Below are 16,057 nucleotides of genomic sequence, written 5' to 3'. Positions count from 1 at the left end.
GGTCACGACACGCCGTCGTAACGGTCTCGATCTCGATCGGTGCCCGCCAGGGGCGTCTGGCCCTGTGACTTGCATCACAAAAACCCTCACTCCGATAACGGTGTGATCACGTCTGTCACGCCTGAATCGGGTCTTTGGTCCCTCCTCGGACGGACCCAGGTCCCGTCCGGTCGGCCCGAAGGACATTTGTACGCAACCACCGTGCTCTCTAGTGTTCACCTCAACCCGCCCCGAATGGGGCCGGCGAGGGCGGTCGGCAACCGTATTGCTGCGGTCAGTGTTTGTGCTCGATTTCATGCATCTTCGAGGAGATCCCCGTGTTCGGAAAGCTCACCGTCGCCGTCTGCTCCCTCGCCCTCGTCGCCGGCCTCACGGCCACCGCCGCGCCCGCCGACGCGGCCGCCACACCGTCGCGGATCACCAAGGTGAAGGCCGTCGCAGGACCTCGCGCCGGGCAGGTGACGATTTCCTGGAAGCAGGACGGGAACCACACCTCGGCATTCAAGATCGAGACCGGCCTGACGACGTTCAGCAAGACCAGCAAGAGCATGCCGAGGACGGGCCGGGACTCCAAGACCTTCACGGTGGCCAGGACCAGGCGCTCGGTCACGCTCTCCGCGGCGCAGGTCGCCTCGGCCGGCGCCGGGGTCGGCACCGGCAACCACCTCTACTTCCGCATCTCCGCCGTCAACGGCGGCACCGCCCGGGCCTACCCCAAGCTGCAGGCCGTGATGCCCAAGCCGGCGGCCGCGACGTCCAGCGGGACCGCGGTACGCATCGGCAGCTTCAACGTCCGCACCGCCCGCGCCACCTCGGACAAGCGCAGCTGGCTTCGCCGGGCGCCCGACGTGGCCCGTCAGATCCGCAAGGAGAACCCCGGGGTGGTGGCCATCCAGGAGCTCGGGCCCGGCCGCGCCGACGGCAAGAAGGGCAAGACCAAGGGTCACACCCGGCAGACGGTGAGCCTGCTCGACAACCTCAAGAAGGTCGGCGCCGGCAAGTACCGCCTGGTGCGCACCACCCCGTACGTGAAGCCGGGTACGACCCACAACACCCAGGGCGCCCGCATCCTCTACGACAGCAGCCGCTACGAGCTCGCGTGGGCCTGCCCGGAGAAGACCGGCAAGAAGAGCTACAGCAGCAGCTGCAGCCTCGAGCTGCCCCTGCTGGTCCACGACAGCCAGCACAACCGCCGCAGCGCCGCCTACGCGCTGCTGGAGAACAAGCGGACGGGGAAGCGGTTCTGGTTCGCCTCGGTCCACCTGGACGACCGGCACAGCAAGAACCTCACCAAGGAGAAGTCCTACAACGCCCTCCGCGGCCGCCAGATGAAGGCGGTCTACGCCCGCATCGCCTCGGTCAACACCAAGCACCGCCAGGTCATCATCGCCGGTGACATCAACTCCTGGCAGAACAACAAGGCCGGGAACGCCCCGCACGACTACCTCGTCTCCCAGGGCTTCTCCGACACCGCTGCGGCCAAGGTCCGGATCAAGACCCAGTACGCCACCATCAACCACTTCGACCGGGTCCTGCACCCCGCCCACCAGGGCTACGGCGTGCGGATCGACGTGATCATGGTGCGCGGCGGCAAGGGCGTCAAGCGCTTCGAGAACGTGATGAAGGTCGTCGACTCCTCCCGGCCCTCCGACCACAACATGATCACCAGCGATCTGGTCCTGTAGCCCGACCGCCGCGCAGAACGGGAGCGGTCAGCCGTTGGCCAGGGCGGCGGGGCCGTCCTCGCGGCGGATGTCGATCACGTGGCCGGTCTGGCCCGAGAGCAGCACGTCCAGGGACTGGCGGGCGACCTCCTCGGAGCTGAGCAGGGTGCCGGCCGGCTCCTCGCCGAAGGCCTTGGTGCGCATCGGCGTCCCGGTCCGTTCGGGGTTGACGCAGTTGACGCGCACCCCGCTGGCGGCCCACTCATCAGCCAGGGCCTGGGTGAGGTTCACCACCGCGGCCTTGGCGGAGGAGTAGAGGGAGTAGCCCGACCGGCCCCGGGTGTAGGAGGAGGACGTGAACAGCAGCAGCGAGCCGCGGGCCTGGGCCAGGCCCGCGTAGAACTCCTGGGCGATGAAGATCGGGGCGAGGTAGTTGATGTCGGTGGAGGAGTAGACGGTCTCCTCACTCGTCGCCGCCAGCTCGCCACGGGGCAGCACCCCGGCGGTGTTGACCACGTAGTCGATCTGCCCGGTCTCGGCCAGGACGGCCGCGGCCACGCCGGCGATCTCGGCCCGGTTCTCCACGTGGGTGCCGCTGCCCGAGCGGGAGAAGGTACGGACGTCGGCGCCGTAGCGGCGCGCCAGGCCGGCGATGTCGCTGCCGATCCCGTACGACCCGCCGAAGACGACCACGGTCCGGCCGGCCAGCCGGGCGCGGTACTCGTCCTCCGACAGTGCCGCGGGGGTGTCGGCGGACGTCAGCTGGAAGAGCTTGTCGGCGATGTAGACATCGATCGGCTCGGTTACCTTCATGTTGCGCTCGTGGCCGGGCACGACGGCGATGTCGACCCCCGGCAGGTAGCGCAGCACCACCGTGCAGTCGTCGGTCGCGGTGAAGTTCGGGTCCTGGGCGGCGTTGGCGTAGGCCTCGCGGATGGTCGAGAGGCGGAAGGACTGCGGCGTCTGCCCCCGTCGCAGCAGGTGCCGGGGCAGCACGTCGGCGATGGTCTCGGAGTCCGTCCCGACCTTGATCACCGTGTCCGCGGACGGAATGGCCGTGTCGACGGCCAGGTGGGTCTCCAGCGCGGCCACGTTGGCCGCGATGATCGTCTGCGACACCAGCGGCCGGACGGCGTCGTGCAGCAGCACGTTGCACTCGGCCTCGCCGAGGGCGGCCAGCGCGGTCGCCGTGGTGTCGTTGCGGGTGCCGGCGCCCTCGAGGATCTGGCTGACCTTGTCGTAGCCGCCGCCGCGGACGATGGCGCGGACCTCGTCCAGGTAGCCGGGGGTCATCAGGACCAGGATCTCGTCGACCAGCGGTGAGGCCTGCATGGCCGCGATGGTGTGCTCGATGATCGGCTTGCCGGCGATCTTGATCAGCTGCTTGGGGATGCTCAGCCCGACGCGGGTGCCCGTGCCCCCCGCCAGCACCACGGCGACGTTGCGCAGCCGGGTCACCCCCGCCGCCCCCGGGCCAGCCCGGTCAGCCGGCGGTACGCCGCGCCGAGGGCGGGGTTGCGACCCAGCCGGCGGACGCGCGGCTCCCAGGAGCTCGGCACGGCGCGACGCAGCCGGGCAACGGGGCCGGTGGGCCGGGGGGTCTTCCCGGCCGGCGGACCAGCGGGTCTGTCCGCCTTCGAGCCGGCCGCCTTCGGACCTGCCTTCTTCGGGGCCACCTTCGGGCCCGCCTTCTTCGGGGCCGGCTTGGGCGCGGGCGGGGGAGTGGCCTCCACCGGCTTCTGACGGACGACGCTCGGAGTCCCGTCACCGGCCAGTCGGAGGCTCAGCCCCAGGGGCTGGAGCGGCATCGACCCGAGCCGCCAGGACAGGTCGTAGGCGCCGGCGAGCCCGCTGACCCAGCCCTGCAGGACCACACCCCCGTCGCGGGGGACGAGCTTCGCCGGCGTCTGACGGCGGTCGAGAGCCAGTCGGGCGGGGAGCGGCTGGCCCTCGACGACGTGCCAGCCCGGCAGCGCCACCTCGAGCAGGCAGCCCGACCCGGACTCCTCGATGGTGGTCGCGGTGGGCGGGACCGGGGCCTCTGGGAGGTGGCGGCCCGGTCCGACGTCGAGCTGCAGCCGACCGTCGACGGCCGCCGTCACCACCACCACGTTCCCGACGAGGGCCGGCTCCGCATCGCTCTGCGGCAGGGCCGCCGCGGCCGTCGAGGTGGCGTCGCCGACCAGCACCACGTCCACCTGGTACTCCGCTACGGGCAGCGGCGAGCCGGCCGCGGCGGTCCGGACGTCGAGCCGGCCGGCGGTCTGCCAGGTCGTCAGCCCCAGCGCGGTCGCGAGCTCGCCGGTGGTGGGAAGCAGGAAGGTGACCGCGCTGCCCAGCTGCCGCAGCAGCAGCACGGGACGCAGGGCCCCCAGGTCCGGGTCGTCCAGCGTCACGTCGACGGCGATGTCCAGCACCGGGCCGTCCCAGCTCAGCCGGGGACGGCGGGCGACCGGAGCCGATGTGGCGGGCACCTGGGCCGGCGGCTCGACACAGGTCGCCGGGTAGCTGCTCAGGACCCCGGCCCGCAGGTCCCCGGTGTCCTGTCCTCCAGGCTCCAGCCGGCTGCTGCGCCGCAGGACCACCGGCCCGTCGAGGACCCGCCCCGGGTCGCCGACCACCTCGCCGTCCTCCTGCAGCAACGACGGGTCGAGCGGCGCTCCGGGGCTCACCTGACGACCGGCGACGGCGTCGAGGCGGTGCGCCTGCGCCAGGTCGAGCATCCGGACGAGCGCGTCGGGGAAGAGCCGCTGGTCGGCGCCCAGCGGCAGGACGTACTCGCCGGTGTACAGGTCGTGCCGGGGGGTCGAGGACTCCGCGATCCGCACGTTGGGCCGGCGGGCGGCCAGCCGGTCCCACGAGGCCCGACGGTCGGCGTCCCCGCCCCCGTCGACCAGGACCAGCTCGAACCGACCGAGCTCGAGGGTCGACTCGTCCAGCGAGCGGACGACGCCGCTGATCGACTGCTGCCCGCTCGCCTCGACCACGACGGTGAGCTCGACGGTCATCCGGTTCTCCTCGGTCAGCACAGCCGTCGGGAGCTTCCCGGAGCATCCCGGCAGAATACGGGTCGCCGTCCGCGGCACGACCGCGGACCAGAGGAGTCCGGCGTGTCGGCCGTGGGTCAGGTTAGGGTCCGGGGATGCACTACCTCGACTTCCTGACCCGGGTGCACACCCGGCTGGCGCCGACGACCTACCTGGAGATCGGGGTGCGTAACGGCCGCAGCCTCGCCCTCGCCCGCTGCCGCGCGGTCGGCATCGACCCCGCCTACTCGATCCGGGCGGAGCTGGACGGCGACTTCGCCCTGTTCCGAACCACCAGCGACGAGTACTTCGCTCGGCCCGAGCCGCTGGCGGCGACCGGCGGGGTGCCGTTCGAGCTCGCCTTCATCGACGGCCTGCACCTCTTCGAGTTCGCGCTCCGTGACTTCGTCTTCGCCGAGCGGCACTCCTCGGCCCGGGGGATGGTGTTCTTCGACGACATGCTGCCACGCACCGTCGACGAGGCCGCCCGGGAGCGGCACACCCAGGCGTGGACGGGCGACGTCTTCGGGGTGCTCCAGGTCCTGGAGCGCTACCGGCCCGACCTGGTGGTCGTCCCGCTGGACACCGTCCCGACGGGCCTGCTCGCCGTGGTCGGGCTGGATCCGGACAACACGGTGATCGACGACAACTTCACCGAGATCCTGGCCGAGTTCCGGCACCCCGACCCCCAGCCCGTCCCGGCCGAGGTGCTGGACCGCTCGAGCGTGGTCAGCCCGGGGCGCTTCCTCGAGGCGGAGGTGCTCGAGCTGCTGGCCTCCCGGGCGGGGGACGTCACGGCCGCGGACCTCCGCGGACCGCTGCGCGAGCTGGTCGCCGAGCGACTGGGCGCGGCGTTCGTGGGTATGCCCGTCTGAGCGCAGCCCGGAGGGGGACGGGCCGCCGCCTCCGCGGAACTCATTGCGGGGAGCACTAGGCTCACCGCACCGATGACGCGGCCCCGCGGGCCGCCCGGGAGAGGAGGTCCGCCAGCGTGGCGGTCAAGAACAAGGTGTCGACCCGACTAGCCCGACGGGTGAGACGGCTGGTGCGACGTCGGCGGCCGACGACCCCCACCCCCAGCCGCCTCGCGTTCTCACTCGACGGGTTCCGCGCCACCGTCCGGGTGCAGGTCCGGCGGCGTGGCTGGCGGCTCGAGGGTCTGGTGCTGGAGAGCCGGCAGGACGCGTTCTCGGTCTTCCTGCCCACTCCCGAGAGCGACGAGGACGGCTGGTTCGCCGCGAGCTTCGACGTGGCCGAGCTGCAGCGCCGCCACGACCTCCGGGGGGACACCGGCGACTTCTACCTGCAGTGGTGCCGCCCGACGCCCTCGGACCGGACGGCCACCGAGCCGCAGGACCAGCGGGCTCCTGAGCAACCGCGGCCCGAGCAGCCCCGGATGGACCGGCGACGGTCCCGGCTGGGTCGCCTGGATGAGACCGAGCGGCCGCCCACCGCGCAGCACTGCGAGGTCGACGGGGTGCAGGTGCAGCTCGACGTGACCGACAAGGGCAACCTGTCGCTGCGCTTCGACCACGACCCCCGGACCCGGATCAGCGCCGTGCCACTGGACTACCAGCAGGGGCCGGCGGCCACGGCCGTCACGCTGGAGCTCAACACGGTGAACGCTGCGGTGCTGCAGGCGGCGGTGGTCGTCCGCGGGCGCGTGTCGCAGGAGCGGATCGAGCTGCCGGCCACGGTGTCCCTGATGCCCGAGGCGATCCGACAGGGCTGGGGCCTGCTGCGCTGGCGGGTCGTGGCCCACCTCGACTTCGCGGCACTGGCGGCAGCCCTGCCGGAGGTGGACGACATCGTCGACCTCAACCTCGAGGTGTTGCTGGAAGGGGCCGAGCTGCCCGCCCGGGTCGGCCTGCGGCTGCCGACCGACCTCGGGGAGCACCAGCTACGCTCCACCGCCGTCGACCAGCAGGGCCTCTCGCACCTGTTCATCCCGTACCTGACCTACCGGGCCCACAAGCTCGCGTTCCGGATCGAGCGGCTGGACTCCGCCCACTACGCCTACCTCCGCCGGCTGCTCCGGGTCGCCTGGCTCTTCCCGCTGGTCAAGCCCTTCACCCGGATCTGGCTGGTGGGCGAGGTGCCCTACAAGGCCCAGGACAACGGGATGCACTTCTTCCGCTACCTGCGCACCGAGCACCCGCGCAAGCGGGCCTACTACGTGATCGACCCGACCTCGCCGGACCGGGAGAAGCTGCTGCCGCTCGGCAACGTCGTCGACCGGTTCTCCCGCGAGCACATCCGCTACAGCCTGCTCGCCTCCCGGTTGGTCTGCTCCCACCACGCCGAGTACCTCTTCGCCTCCCGCGACCGGGTGGTCTCCCGCGCCACCCGTGGGGTGCGCATCTTCCTGCAGCACGGCGTCACGGCCACCAAGAACGTGACCCCGATCTACGCCCGCCAGCGGACCTACGAGCTGCCGGCGGAACGCTTCCTGGTCTGCTCCGAGCTCGAGCAGCGGATCGTGGTCGAGGACTACGGCTACCGGACCCGGCAGGTGCCGATCACCGGCTTCGCCCGCTTCGACCGGCTCTTCGAGGGCGCCGAGGAGCCGCCGGAGCGCACCATCTTGGTGATGCCGACGTGGCGGGAGTCGCTGCGGCCGGACACCTTCCTGGAGAGCGACTACTTCCAGAACTGGCACGGCTTCCTGGCCAGCCCACGGCTGCAGTCCCTGCTCGCGGCGCACGACCTGCAGGTCAAGCTGGTGCTGCACCCGAACATGAGGATCTTCGCCGACTTCTTCACCATCGCGAACGTGCAGCTGGTGCGGCAGGAGGAGGCCGACATCCAGGGGCTGCTGATGAGCAGCGCGGTGCTGGTGACCGACTTTTCGAGCGTGGCCTGGGACTTCAGCTTCCTGCAGCGACCGGTCCACTACTTCCAGTTCGACCACCGCCGGCTGGTGGGGACCCGTGCGCCGCACATCGACTTCGCCACCCAGCTGCCCGGGCCGCTCGCGACCACCCCCGACCGGCTGCTGGCCGACCTGGCCGACACCGTCGAGGCCGACTGCCGGATGACCGAGGAGCACTGGGAGCGCGCCCGGGCGTTCGTGGACTTCCGGGACCGTCGCAGCTGCGAGCGGATCTACGGAGCGGTGCAGCAGGCCTGGGACCTGGGCACCGTCCTCGACCGGGTGCGCAACGCCCGCTCGGTCCAGCGGGCGTGGTGGCGGTTCCGCACCGGTGAGCGCTACTTCACCTGGATGGGCCGGCTGTACGCGGTCGGCGCGCGGCTGCCCCGGACGCCGACCGTGTTCTTCGAGTGCGACCGCGGCGCCCACTTCGGCGACAGTCCCCGTTACCTGTACGAGCGGCTCACCCAGCGCGCGCACGGGCTGCGGCTGGTCTGGGCCAACAACACCACCCTGCGGCTGACCGACCCGCACACCCGCAAGATCGCCCGACACTCCCCGCGCTACTACTGGGAGCTCTCCCGGGCGCGCTACTGGGTCAACAACCAGAACTTCCCCGCCGAGCTCGACAAGCCCGAGGGCACCCGCTTCCTGCAGACCTGGCACGGGACCCCGCTCAAACGGATGCAGCACGACGTCGACAACATGGCGAGCCGGGACGCCGACTACCAGGTCCGCGCCGCCCGGCTGACCAGCTTCTGGGACGTGCTGCTCTCCGCCAGCAGCTACGCGACCGCGTGCTTCCGCAGCGCGTTCCGCTTCGACGGGACGATCCTCGAGGCCGGCTACCCCAGGAACGACCTGTTCTCCTGGCCCGACGCCGACGAGCGGGCCCACGCCACCCGCGAACGGCTCGGGCTGGCCGACGACCCGCGGCGGATCATCCTGTACGCACCGACCTTCCGCGACGACAACCGTCCCGGCGTGAGCTGGAAGCACGACCTGCAGCTCGACATCGCCCGGCTGGCGGCCGAGCTGGGGGAGGAGTTCGTGCTGGTCGTGCGCTTCCACCAGCTGGTCCGGCAGTCGCTGGGCTCGCTGCCGCCCGAGGTCGGGTCCTTCGTGGTCGACGGCGCGACCTACCCCGACATCCAGGAGCTGCTGCTGGTCGCCGACGTCCTGGTCACCGACTACTCCTCGGTGTTCTTCGACTACGCGGCGCTGCAACGGCCCGTCCTCTTCTTCACCTACGACCTGGAGAACTACCGCGACGTGCTCCGCGGCTTCTACCTGGACTTCGAGACCTCCGCGCCGGGTCCGTTGCTGCGCGACAACGCGTCGCTGATCGCGGCTCTCCAGGACCTCGAGCAGGTCCGCCGCGCCTACGCCCCCCGGCTGGCCGAGTTCGCCGCGACCTACGCCCCGCGGGACGACGGGGGCGCCAGCGACCGCGTCCTCGACGCGTTCTTCGGCGAGCCCGACGGCCGTCGGGCCGGAAGGGCCAACATGGTGCCGACCGAGCCCCGCCACGTCGTCCGGCAGGTCGAGGACTCGACCACCTCGGCCTGAAGGTCGGCACCGAGCTCGCGCGGCCTCTGTCGAGACGTCAGCGGACGAGCAGCTGGAGCGTCTGCCGGTACCTCGTCAGGTCGAGGTGGTAGTGGGAGCGGAAGGCGTCGCGCCGGTACCGGTTGAGCGGGGCCTCGATCTCGGGGTCGCCCCACAGGTAGTGCAGGTCGATGCCGTTGACCGCGGCCAGCAGCCGTTCGTTCTGGGCGTTGTAGTTGCGGCTGGAGATCACCAGCACCCGGGCGCCGGGGGCGAACATCATGTTGAACATGGCGCTGCCGCCGAAGCCCGCGATCACCCGCGCGGCCGCGAACATCGCCCGCTGCTCCGGGTAGGCGTGGTCCTCGGGGTAGACGACGGCGAATCCCTCCTCGCGGAAGAACTCCTCCACCTCGCGGGAGTTGGTGCAGTGCCGCTTGTCCCCGGTCCGGCGGGAGACGAAGAGCTTCTCCCCGACCGGCGACGTCGCGGGGGGCAGCTCCTCGGCGAGCCGGCGGAAGACCTGCTCCAGCTCGGGCGCCACGTAGTGCGGGTTCTCGAGCTCGGGCGAGGCGGCGTAGAGCCGTTCCACCTGCACCGACTCCTCGGGCGGGATCACGACCGTGCGGTCGGCGGGGATGCCGAGGGCGTCGAAGATCTGCCGCTGGAAGGGGTAGAAGTCGCCCCGCTCCCGCTCGCTGATCAGTGGCCGCACCTCGGGGTCGGCCGCCACGGCGTGCGCCCAGCCCCAGACCCGGCCGAGCACCTCGGTGGTCACGTGCCCGAAGTGGCCCGGAAACATCGTGTCCAGGTAGTAGTAGCTTCCGCGCAGCCGGCGCGGTGGGCTGGGCACGACGGCCGGCCGGAACCGCGCGAAGTGCCGGGTGCTGGTGACCAGGGCGATGTTGTTGAGCACCCCCTGGTGCGGGTGCCGCCAGGTGTCGGGCAGCAGGTAGTCCTGCAGTCGGACCACCTGTCGGGCCGAGCACACGACCTCGGAGTAGGCGCGCAGGTGCAGCTCGGGCACCTCGTAGGTGCGCGTCCCGCTCGGAAGCGGACCGTCGCCGTGGCTGGTCACCTCACCGCGAGCGGCGAAGGTCCTGGCGGGCCGGGTCAGCAGGGTGCGGCCCCAGCCGGTCCCGAAGCGTCGGGTCAGCGTCTCGTCGGACTCCCAGTCCCGCAGCTTGAGGAGGTGGTACCCCTCGGGCCGGGTCGACTTGGTCACCATCGCCTGGTCGCCGCGGAAGACCAGCTCGGTGCTCGTGGCCCGGACCTCGTCGCGGAGCTCGACCGGCGCCCGGGCGGCGAGGTCCAGCTCGGCCTCCGGCAGGGCGGCCGCGGCGGCCAGCAGACCGAACGAGGACAGGCCCTCCTCCTCCGGGGCGGGCGCGGCACCCTCGAGGACGAAGAGCCCGCCCGGCGCCAGCCGGAAGTACAGGTGGCGCAGCACGTGCAGGGACTGCTCCGGCCGGGACCGGCTGGCGTCGACCACCAGCTGGGGTGGCTCGAAGCCGCTCAGGTAGGTGAGCCGCTCCGCGTTGGAGGTGATCGCCCGGTAGCTGACCCGGTCGTCGTCCTCAGCGAGGGGGAGCTTGGCCGCGTTACCGTGCACCAGCACGTGGACACGCGCGGCGGGAAAGTCCGCGGCCAGCTGCTGCGCACGGTCGGTGCCGCGGTGCCGCTGGACCAGCACCACGCAGCTCACCGCGACCTGCCGCCGGGCCAGGAGCTCGGCGATCCCGAGCTCGAAGCCGGTCGTGGGGCGAGCAGGGCGAGCGGGTCCCACCTCAGGCATCGCGCCAGCATACGGTTTCGCGCCGGCGTCCCCGTGCAGCCGCCCGCCCCGGCGTGGGCGGGCGGCCGGACCGTCCCGGATGGCTATGCTGACCGCCGTGCAACGCATCATGATCCGTGCCGGACGCAGCCCGTTCGACCGTCTGGATGCGGTCGAGACGTGGAGCCGCAACGTCATCGGCAACAACAACGGCAACCTGGTGTTCTCCACGGCGACCCACAAGCTGCTGTCCACGGCCGGCACCGAGGTGGTGCCCAACCGCTACGCCGCCAACGCCGAGTTCGCCGACGAGGTCAACGACACCTGCGACGCGTTCGTGCTGCCGTTCGCCAACGCGTTCCGGCCCTCCTTCGAGCGGACGCTGGTCAACCACGCCGCGTTCATCCGCAAGCTGAAGATCCCGTTCGCGCTGCTCAGCTGCGGGGCCCAGCTGCCGGCCGAGGGTGGCTTCGAGCGGCTGAAGAAGATCGAGAAGGCGGCCAAGGCCTTCTGCTCGGCGGTGCTGGAGAAGTCGAGCGCGATCACGGTGCGCGGCGAGGTGACCGCGGACTACATCCGCAGCCTGGGCTTCCGCGACGTGCTGGTCATCGGCTGCCCCTCGATGACCATGAACGGACGTGGCCACCGGGTCGAGGTGAAGCCGCCGTCCCGGCTGCGGCGACCCCGGGTCGCCTACAACATCCAGTCGAGCAAGGACATGCTCGGGGCTCTGGTGGCCGACATCGAGAAGTCGGCCACCGCGTCCTACTTCCCGCAGGACATCGAGACCCTCGACATGATGCTGTGGGGGCTGGACCGCTACGACGAGGACCGAGACCCCCAGCTCCCGCTGCGCAGCGAGCACCGCCAGTTCACCCGCGGCCGCGCCGAGTACGCCCTCGACGCCTTCAGCTGGATGCACCGGATGAGGTCGTTCGACCTCGCCGTCGGGCCGCGGATCCACGGCAACATCGTGGCGATCCTGGCCGGCACGCCGGGCCTGGTGCTGGCCCACGACTCCCGCACCCTGGAGCTGGCCCGCTACCACGGCATCCCGCACGTGGCCCCGGCCGAGCTCGACGGCCTGCGCAGCCTCGAGGACCTCTACCCGCGGCTGGACTTCACCGAGTTCAACCGCGGCCACGGGGAGCGCTTCGACCGGCTCGTCGGGTTCCTGCGGGAGAACGGCTTCGCGACCATCTACGACCCCGACCAGACCGCGGCCCGCGCGGCTTATGAGCAGCGGGTCGCGGCCTGGCCGAACGACGGGTTCGTCGGCACCACCTGGCGCACCCTGTCCGGCGTCGAGCGGGGCCGGCTGCGCTACCTGCGCCAGCGACAGCTGGAGGACGTCGAGGCGCGGCGTCGGTCCGCGGTGGAGCTGAAGAGCGCCCGCACCCGGATCGCCCGGCTGGAAGCCCTGCTGGCCGAGTCCGCCGGGGCCGACGGGGTCGCCGCGCCGGACCGGTTCACCCTCGAGGACGAGTCGGTCGGTTCGGCCCCCGCGTCTTCGTGACGCACCGCCCGCGCGAGGCTGCGCCGGCGGCACCCACGGTCAGCTCCGCCCCCCGAACGAAGGACGCCGAACCGATGCGACTGCCAGGTCCCCGCTGATGCGGCGTCGGCTGATCGCCCGGGCGTTCGAGGTCGTCGGCGTCCTGCTCGGCTCGCTCGGCACGGGCCTGGTCCTCGCCGGCTCGTCGGCGGGCCTCAAGGCACTGGCACTGGCCATCGCCGCGACGGTCGTGGTCGTCCTGGTCGAGCCGGAGCCGCCGCTGGGGCGGGTGCCCGTGGGCCGGGCGGTGGTGCTCACCGGCGCCGTCCTCGCGCAGCTCAGCCCACTCGCGCAGCTCAGCCCACTCGCAGCACGGCCGCTGTGGCCGGTCGCCGGGCTGACCGGCTGCGTCCTGGTCGGCCTGCTCGCCGGTGAGCGGCTGCTCAACCGGGTGGGCCGGGTCCGGGCGCCCGTGGTCGAGCACCTGCCGGGGCTGCCGGACCTCCCGGCCGAGGCCGAGCTCGACTACGCCGTCGTCCTCGGCGCGCTGGCGTGTGCCGCCGTCGGGGTCGCGGGAGCCTCGTTCGGCTGGTCGGGCTGGTGGTTCCTCGCCAGCGCCGCCCTGGCCGTGGTGCCGGCGGCGGTCCAGGTGGCCGCGGCCCGGCTCCGGGTGGTCGCCGCCCGCCGCCGACGGCTGCTGCTGCCGGCGGCGGTCGCGGCGTACGCCCCCCGGTTCGTGGTCTACAGCTCGCGTCCGGACGACGCGTCGTACCAGATCGCCATGTGGCTGCCCTACCTCGACCGGGCCGGCGTGCCGTACCTGGTCGTGACCCGCAACGGCGTGCCCGCCACGGTCCTGGCCGGGCTGACCGACGCGCCGGTGGTCGAGGCGCGCGGGCTCGCCGACCTCGAGGAGCTGCTGTGCCCCTCGCTGCGGGCGGCGTTCTACGTGAACGCCTCGTCCGGCAACGGCGCGCTGGTCCGCTACCAGCACCTGACCCACATCTACCTGGGCCACGGCGACTCCGACAAGCCGCCGTCCTACAACCCGACCCACGCCATGTACGACAGGATCTTCGTGGCCGGGCCGGCGGCCATCCGCCGCTACGCCGACCACGGCGTGGCCATCTCCGCCGACCACTTCCAGATCGTGGGGAGGCCCCAGGTCGAGGCGGTCCAGCCCGTCACGGACCGCCCGGCCGGTACGGCGCGGACCGTCTTCTACGCCCCCACCTGGCGCGGCCACGTCGAGGAGACCCGGCTGTCCTCGCTGCTGCAGGGCGAGCAGATCGTCGCCGCCCTGGTGGGCCTCGGCAGCCGGGTGATCTTCCGCCCGCACCCGTTCAGCCACGACTTCCCCGACGAGCAGGCAGTGATCGCCCGGATCCACGCGCTGCTCGGCGACGACGCCCGACGCTCGGGCCGGCCACACCTGTTCGGGCCGCCGGCGGAGACCGAGCGCAGCGTCGCCGACTGCATCAACCTCTCCGACGCGATGGTCGGGGACGTCTCGAGCGTCGTGTCGGACTACCTGTTCTCGGGCAAGCCGTTCGTCCTGGTCGCCGTCCCCGCCGAGCCGGCGGCCTTCGTCGAGGCCTACCCGGTGGCCCGGGCCTCCTACGTCGTGCGGGGCGACCTGGCCGACCTCGACGCCGCCCTCGCCGTGATGCTCGGTAGCGACCCGCTGGCGCCGGCCCGGCAGCAGGTCCGGGCGGACTACCTCGGCGACTTCGCCCCGGAGGGGTACGCCTCGGTCTTCGTCGACGCGGTCCGCGAGCACGCCCTGGCCCCCTCGGTCGCGGCCGACGCGGCCGAGGTCGACCGTCAGGAGGGCGAGACGAGCACCGGCCAGGGGTCGTGGCGGGCGCTGTGGCGGATCGTGCGACGCGACATCGTCCCGGCGTCGCTGGCCCTGGTCTCGTTCCTGCTCGCGGTGCTGCCGCGACCCGACGGGCCGGTGGCGCTGGGCCTCGCGGCCGCGCTCGCCGGCCTCGCGGCGTTGGCGGCGGTCTTCTGGGTGGTGCAGCGCAACTTCCGCGACCGCACGCGTCGGATCCGGACCCTCAGCGCCGGTGCCCTCACCCGGGCGGTCGTGGTGACGACCCTGGTGGTCCTGATCTGGCGGGCCGGTGCGGACGCCGACCCCGACGCGGCGGGCTGGGCGGCTGCGGTGGCCGGCGCCGGCCTGCTCCTCACCCTGCTCGGCGAGCGTGCGCTGGCCGACCGGACGCCGCCGCCGGTCGTGGTGGCGGACTTCCCCGCGGCCATCGCGCCACCCCCGCCGTTGCTCTCGGTGGCGTCGGTCCCGTCGGCGTTCCTCGCCTCGACCGCGCTGGGGCTGCTGTCCGCGGTGCTGCTGCGGTCGGTCTGGGTGCCGACCGCCCTCGCCCTGCTACCCCCGTTGCTGCTGGCCGGCACCGCGCTGCGGCACCGGTACCAGCTGCGCACCCTCGATGATGAGCAGCGGCTGCAGAACGCCCTGCTGGAGCTGCGGCCGGAGTTCACCGCCTACTTCGCCTCGCCGATCGGGGCCGCCTACCAGCTGGGCATGTGGCTGCCCTACTTCGCGCGCATCGGCTCGCCGTTCGTCATCATCACCCGCAGCATCCCCATGCTGGAGGAGATCGCCCGCGCCACCCGCGAGCTCGGACTGGAGGTGCCGATCGTCTACCGGCCGACTCTGCGCAGTCTGGACGACATCGTGGTGCCGTCGCTACGGGCGGCCTTCTACGTCAACAACGCCGTCCGCAACACCCACCTGATCGAGCGGCGGAGCCTCACCCACGTCTGGCTCAACCACGGCGACTCGGAGAAGCCCGCCTGCTACAACCCGGTGCACGCCATCTACGACCTGCTCTTCGTGGCCGGGGAGGCCGGCATCGACCGGTACGCACGGCACGGCGTGGCCATCCCGCGCAGCAAGTTCCGGATCGTCGGCCGGCCCCAGGTCGAACGCATCGTGGCGGCGGACCGGCCGGTGGCGCAGGTGAGCGGCCCGACCGTGCTCTACGCGCCGACGTGGAAGGGACCCTACGCCGACAGCCACGTCTACTCCCTGCCCGTGGGTGCGACGATCGTCCGGGCGCTGCTGGACCGCGGCGTCCGGGTGGTCTTCCGCGCGCACCCGTTCAACTACCGCTACCCCGAGGGGCAAGCCGCGATCGCGGCGATCGGCAAGCTGCTGGCCGCCGACCGCGCGGCCAGCGGACGCCGGCACCTCTGGGGCCGGGCCGCCGAGAACGCGATGAGCGTCGAGGACTGCTTCAACGCCTCGGACGCCATGATCGCCGACGTCTCCGCCGTCGTCTCGGACTACCTGCGCTCGGGCAAGCCGTTCGCCATCGTGTCCGTGGGCCGCAGCCCCGAACAGCTGCTGCGGGAGGCCCCCGCCGCCCGGGCGGCCTACGTGCTGCGCGAGGACGGCAGCAACCTCGACCAGGTGATCGAGGACCTGCTCGGGGCAGACCCGTTGGCCAGACAGCGCGCCGACACACGTCGCTACTATCTCGGCGACGCCTCGACCGGCGACTACGCCGAGACCTTCCTGGGTGCGGCCCGGGAGGTGATCGCGCAGGCGGCCGCGCTGCCGAGCGCCGCCGACGTCTCCACCCACGAGTAGGGCCCGGCACCGACCGCGCACGATTCCGCCGTGTCGGCACGTCGGCCGCGTGACGGGCT

General features: G+C 72.2%; 8 protein-coding genes. 5 read left to right on the top strand and 3 right to left on the bottom strand.

Annotated features, from left to right (window positions below):
- Positions 1 to 317 precede the first annotated feature (317 nt).
- A complete protein-coding gene (locus ACFE7W_RS11845) occupies positions 318 to 1,685 on the top strand; it encodes an endonuclease/exonuclease/phosphatase family protein (protein ID WP_375424996.1) in 1,368 nt (455 codons plus the stop codon).
- Positions 1,686 to 1,712: 27 nt separating this feature from the next.
- Here ACFE7W_RS11845 and ACFE7W_RS11840 read toward each other — a convergent pair whose 3' ends face one another.
- Together ACFE7W_RS11840 and ACFE7W_RS11835 are read right to left on the bottom strand one after the other, a co-directional pair.
- The gene (locus ACFE7W_RS11840; RefSeq protein WP_375424995.1) at positions 1,713 to 3,122 is read right to left on the bottom strand and encodes an SDR family NAD(P)-dependent oxidoreductase; all 1,410 of its coding nucleotides are present in this window, start codon (positions 3,120 to 3,122) and stop codon (positions 1,713 to 1,715) included.
- The gene (locus ACFE7W_RS11835) at positions 3,119 to 4,672 is read right to left on the bottom strand and encodes a hypothetical protein (RefSeq protein ID WP_375424994.1); all 1,554 of its coding nucleotides are present in this window, start codon (positions 4,670 to 4,672) and stop codon (positions 3,119 to 3,121) included. Before ACFE7W_RS11835 ends, ACFE7W_RS11840 begins: the two co-directional genes overlap by 4 nt.
- A gap of 134 nt (positions 4,673 to 4,806) precedes the next feature.
- Between ACFE7W_RS11835 and ACFE7W_RS11830 the strand changes: the two genes are divergently transcribed.
- A complete protein-coding gene (locus tag ACFE7W_RS11830) occupies positions 4,807 to 5,565 on the top strand; it encodes a class I SAM-dependent methyltransferase (protein ID WP_375424993.1) in 759 nt (252 codons plus the stop codon).
- A gap of 116 nt (positions 5,566 to 5,681) precedes the next feature.
- Positions 5,682 to 9,131, top strand: a complete 3,450-nt coding sequence (locus ACFE7W_RS11825; protein ID WP_375424992.1) for a CDP-glycerol glycerophosphotransferase family protein — start codon at positions 5,682 to 5,684, stop codon at positions 9,129 to 9,131.
- Between the two features lie 37 nt (positions 9,132 to 9,168).
- Here ACFE7W_RS11825 and ACFE7W_RS11820 read toward each other — a convergent pair whose 3' ends face one another.
- Complete coding sequence (locus tag ACFE7W_RS11820; RefSeq protein ID WP_375424991.1) at positions 9,169 to 10,905, bottom strand: DUF563 domain-containing protein; 1,737 nt, start codon at positions 10,903 to 10,905, stop codon at positions 9,169 to 9,171.
- 97 nt (positions 10,906 to 11,002) lie between these two features.
- On the opposite strand from ACFE7W_RS11820, the gene ACFE7W_RS11815 reads away from it, so the two are divergent.
- Positions 11,003 to 12,400: a polysaccharide pyruvyl transferase family protein gene (locus ACFE7W_RS11815; protein ID WP_375424990.1), complete on the top strand. Its 1,398-nt coding sequence runs from the start codon at positions 11,003 to 11,005 to the stop codon at positions 12,398 to 12,400.
- 97 nt (positions 12,401 to 12,497) lie between these two features.
- Positions 12,498 to 15,998 (top strand): CDP-glycerol glycerophosphotransferase family protein, encoded by a 3,501-nt coding sequence (locus ACFE7W_RS11810; protein ID WP_375424989.1) that lies wholly within the window; start codon positions 12,498 to 12,500, stop codon positions 15,996 to 15,998.
- Positions 15,999 to 16,057: the final 59 nt, after the last annotated feature.

This window comes from uncultured Friedmanniella sp., assembly GCF_964244285.1.
Classification (GTDB): domain Bacteria; phylum Actinomycetota; class Actinomycetes; order Propionibacteriales; family Propionibacteriaceae; genus Microlunatus.
The sequence above is the reverse complement of the archived record's forward strand: the minus strand, read 5'-3'. Positions and strand labels throughout refer to the sequence as shown.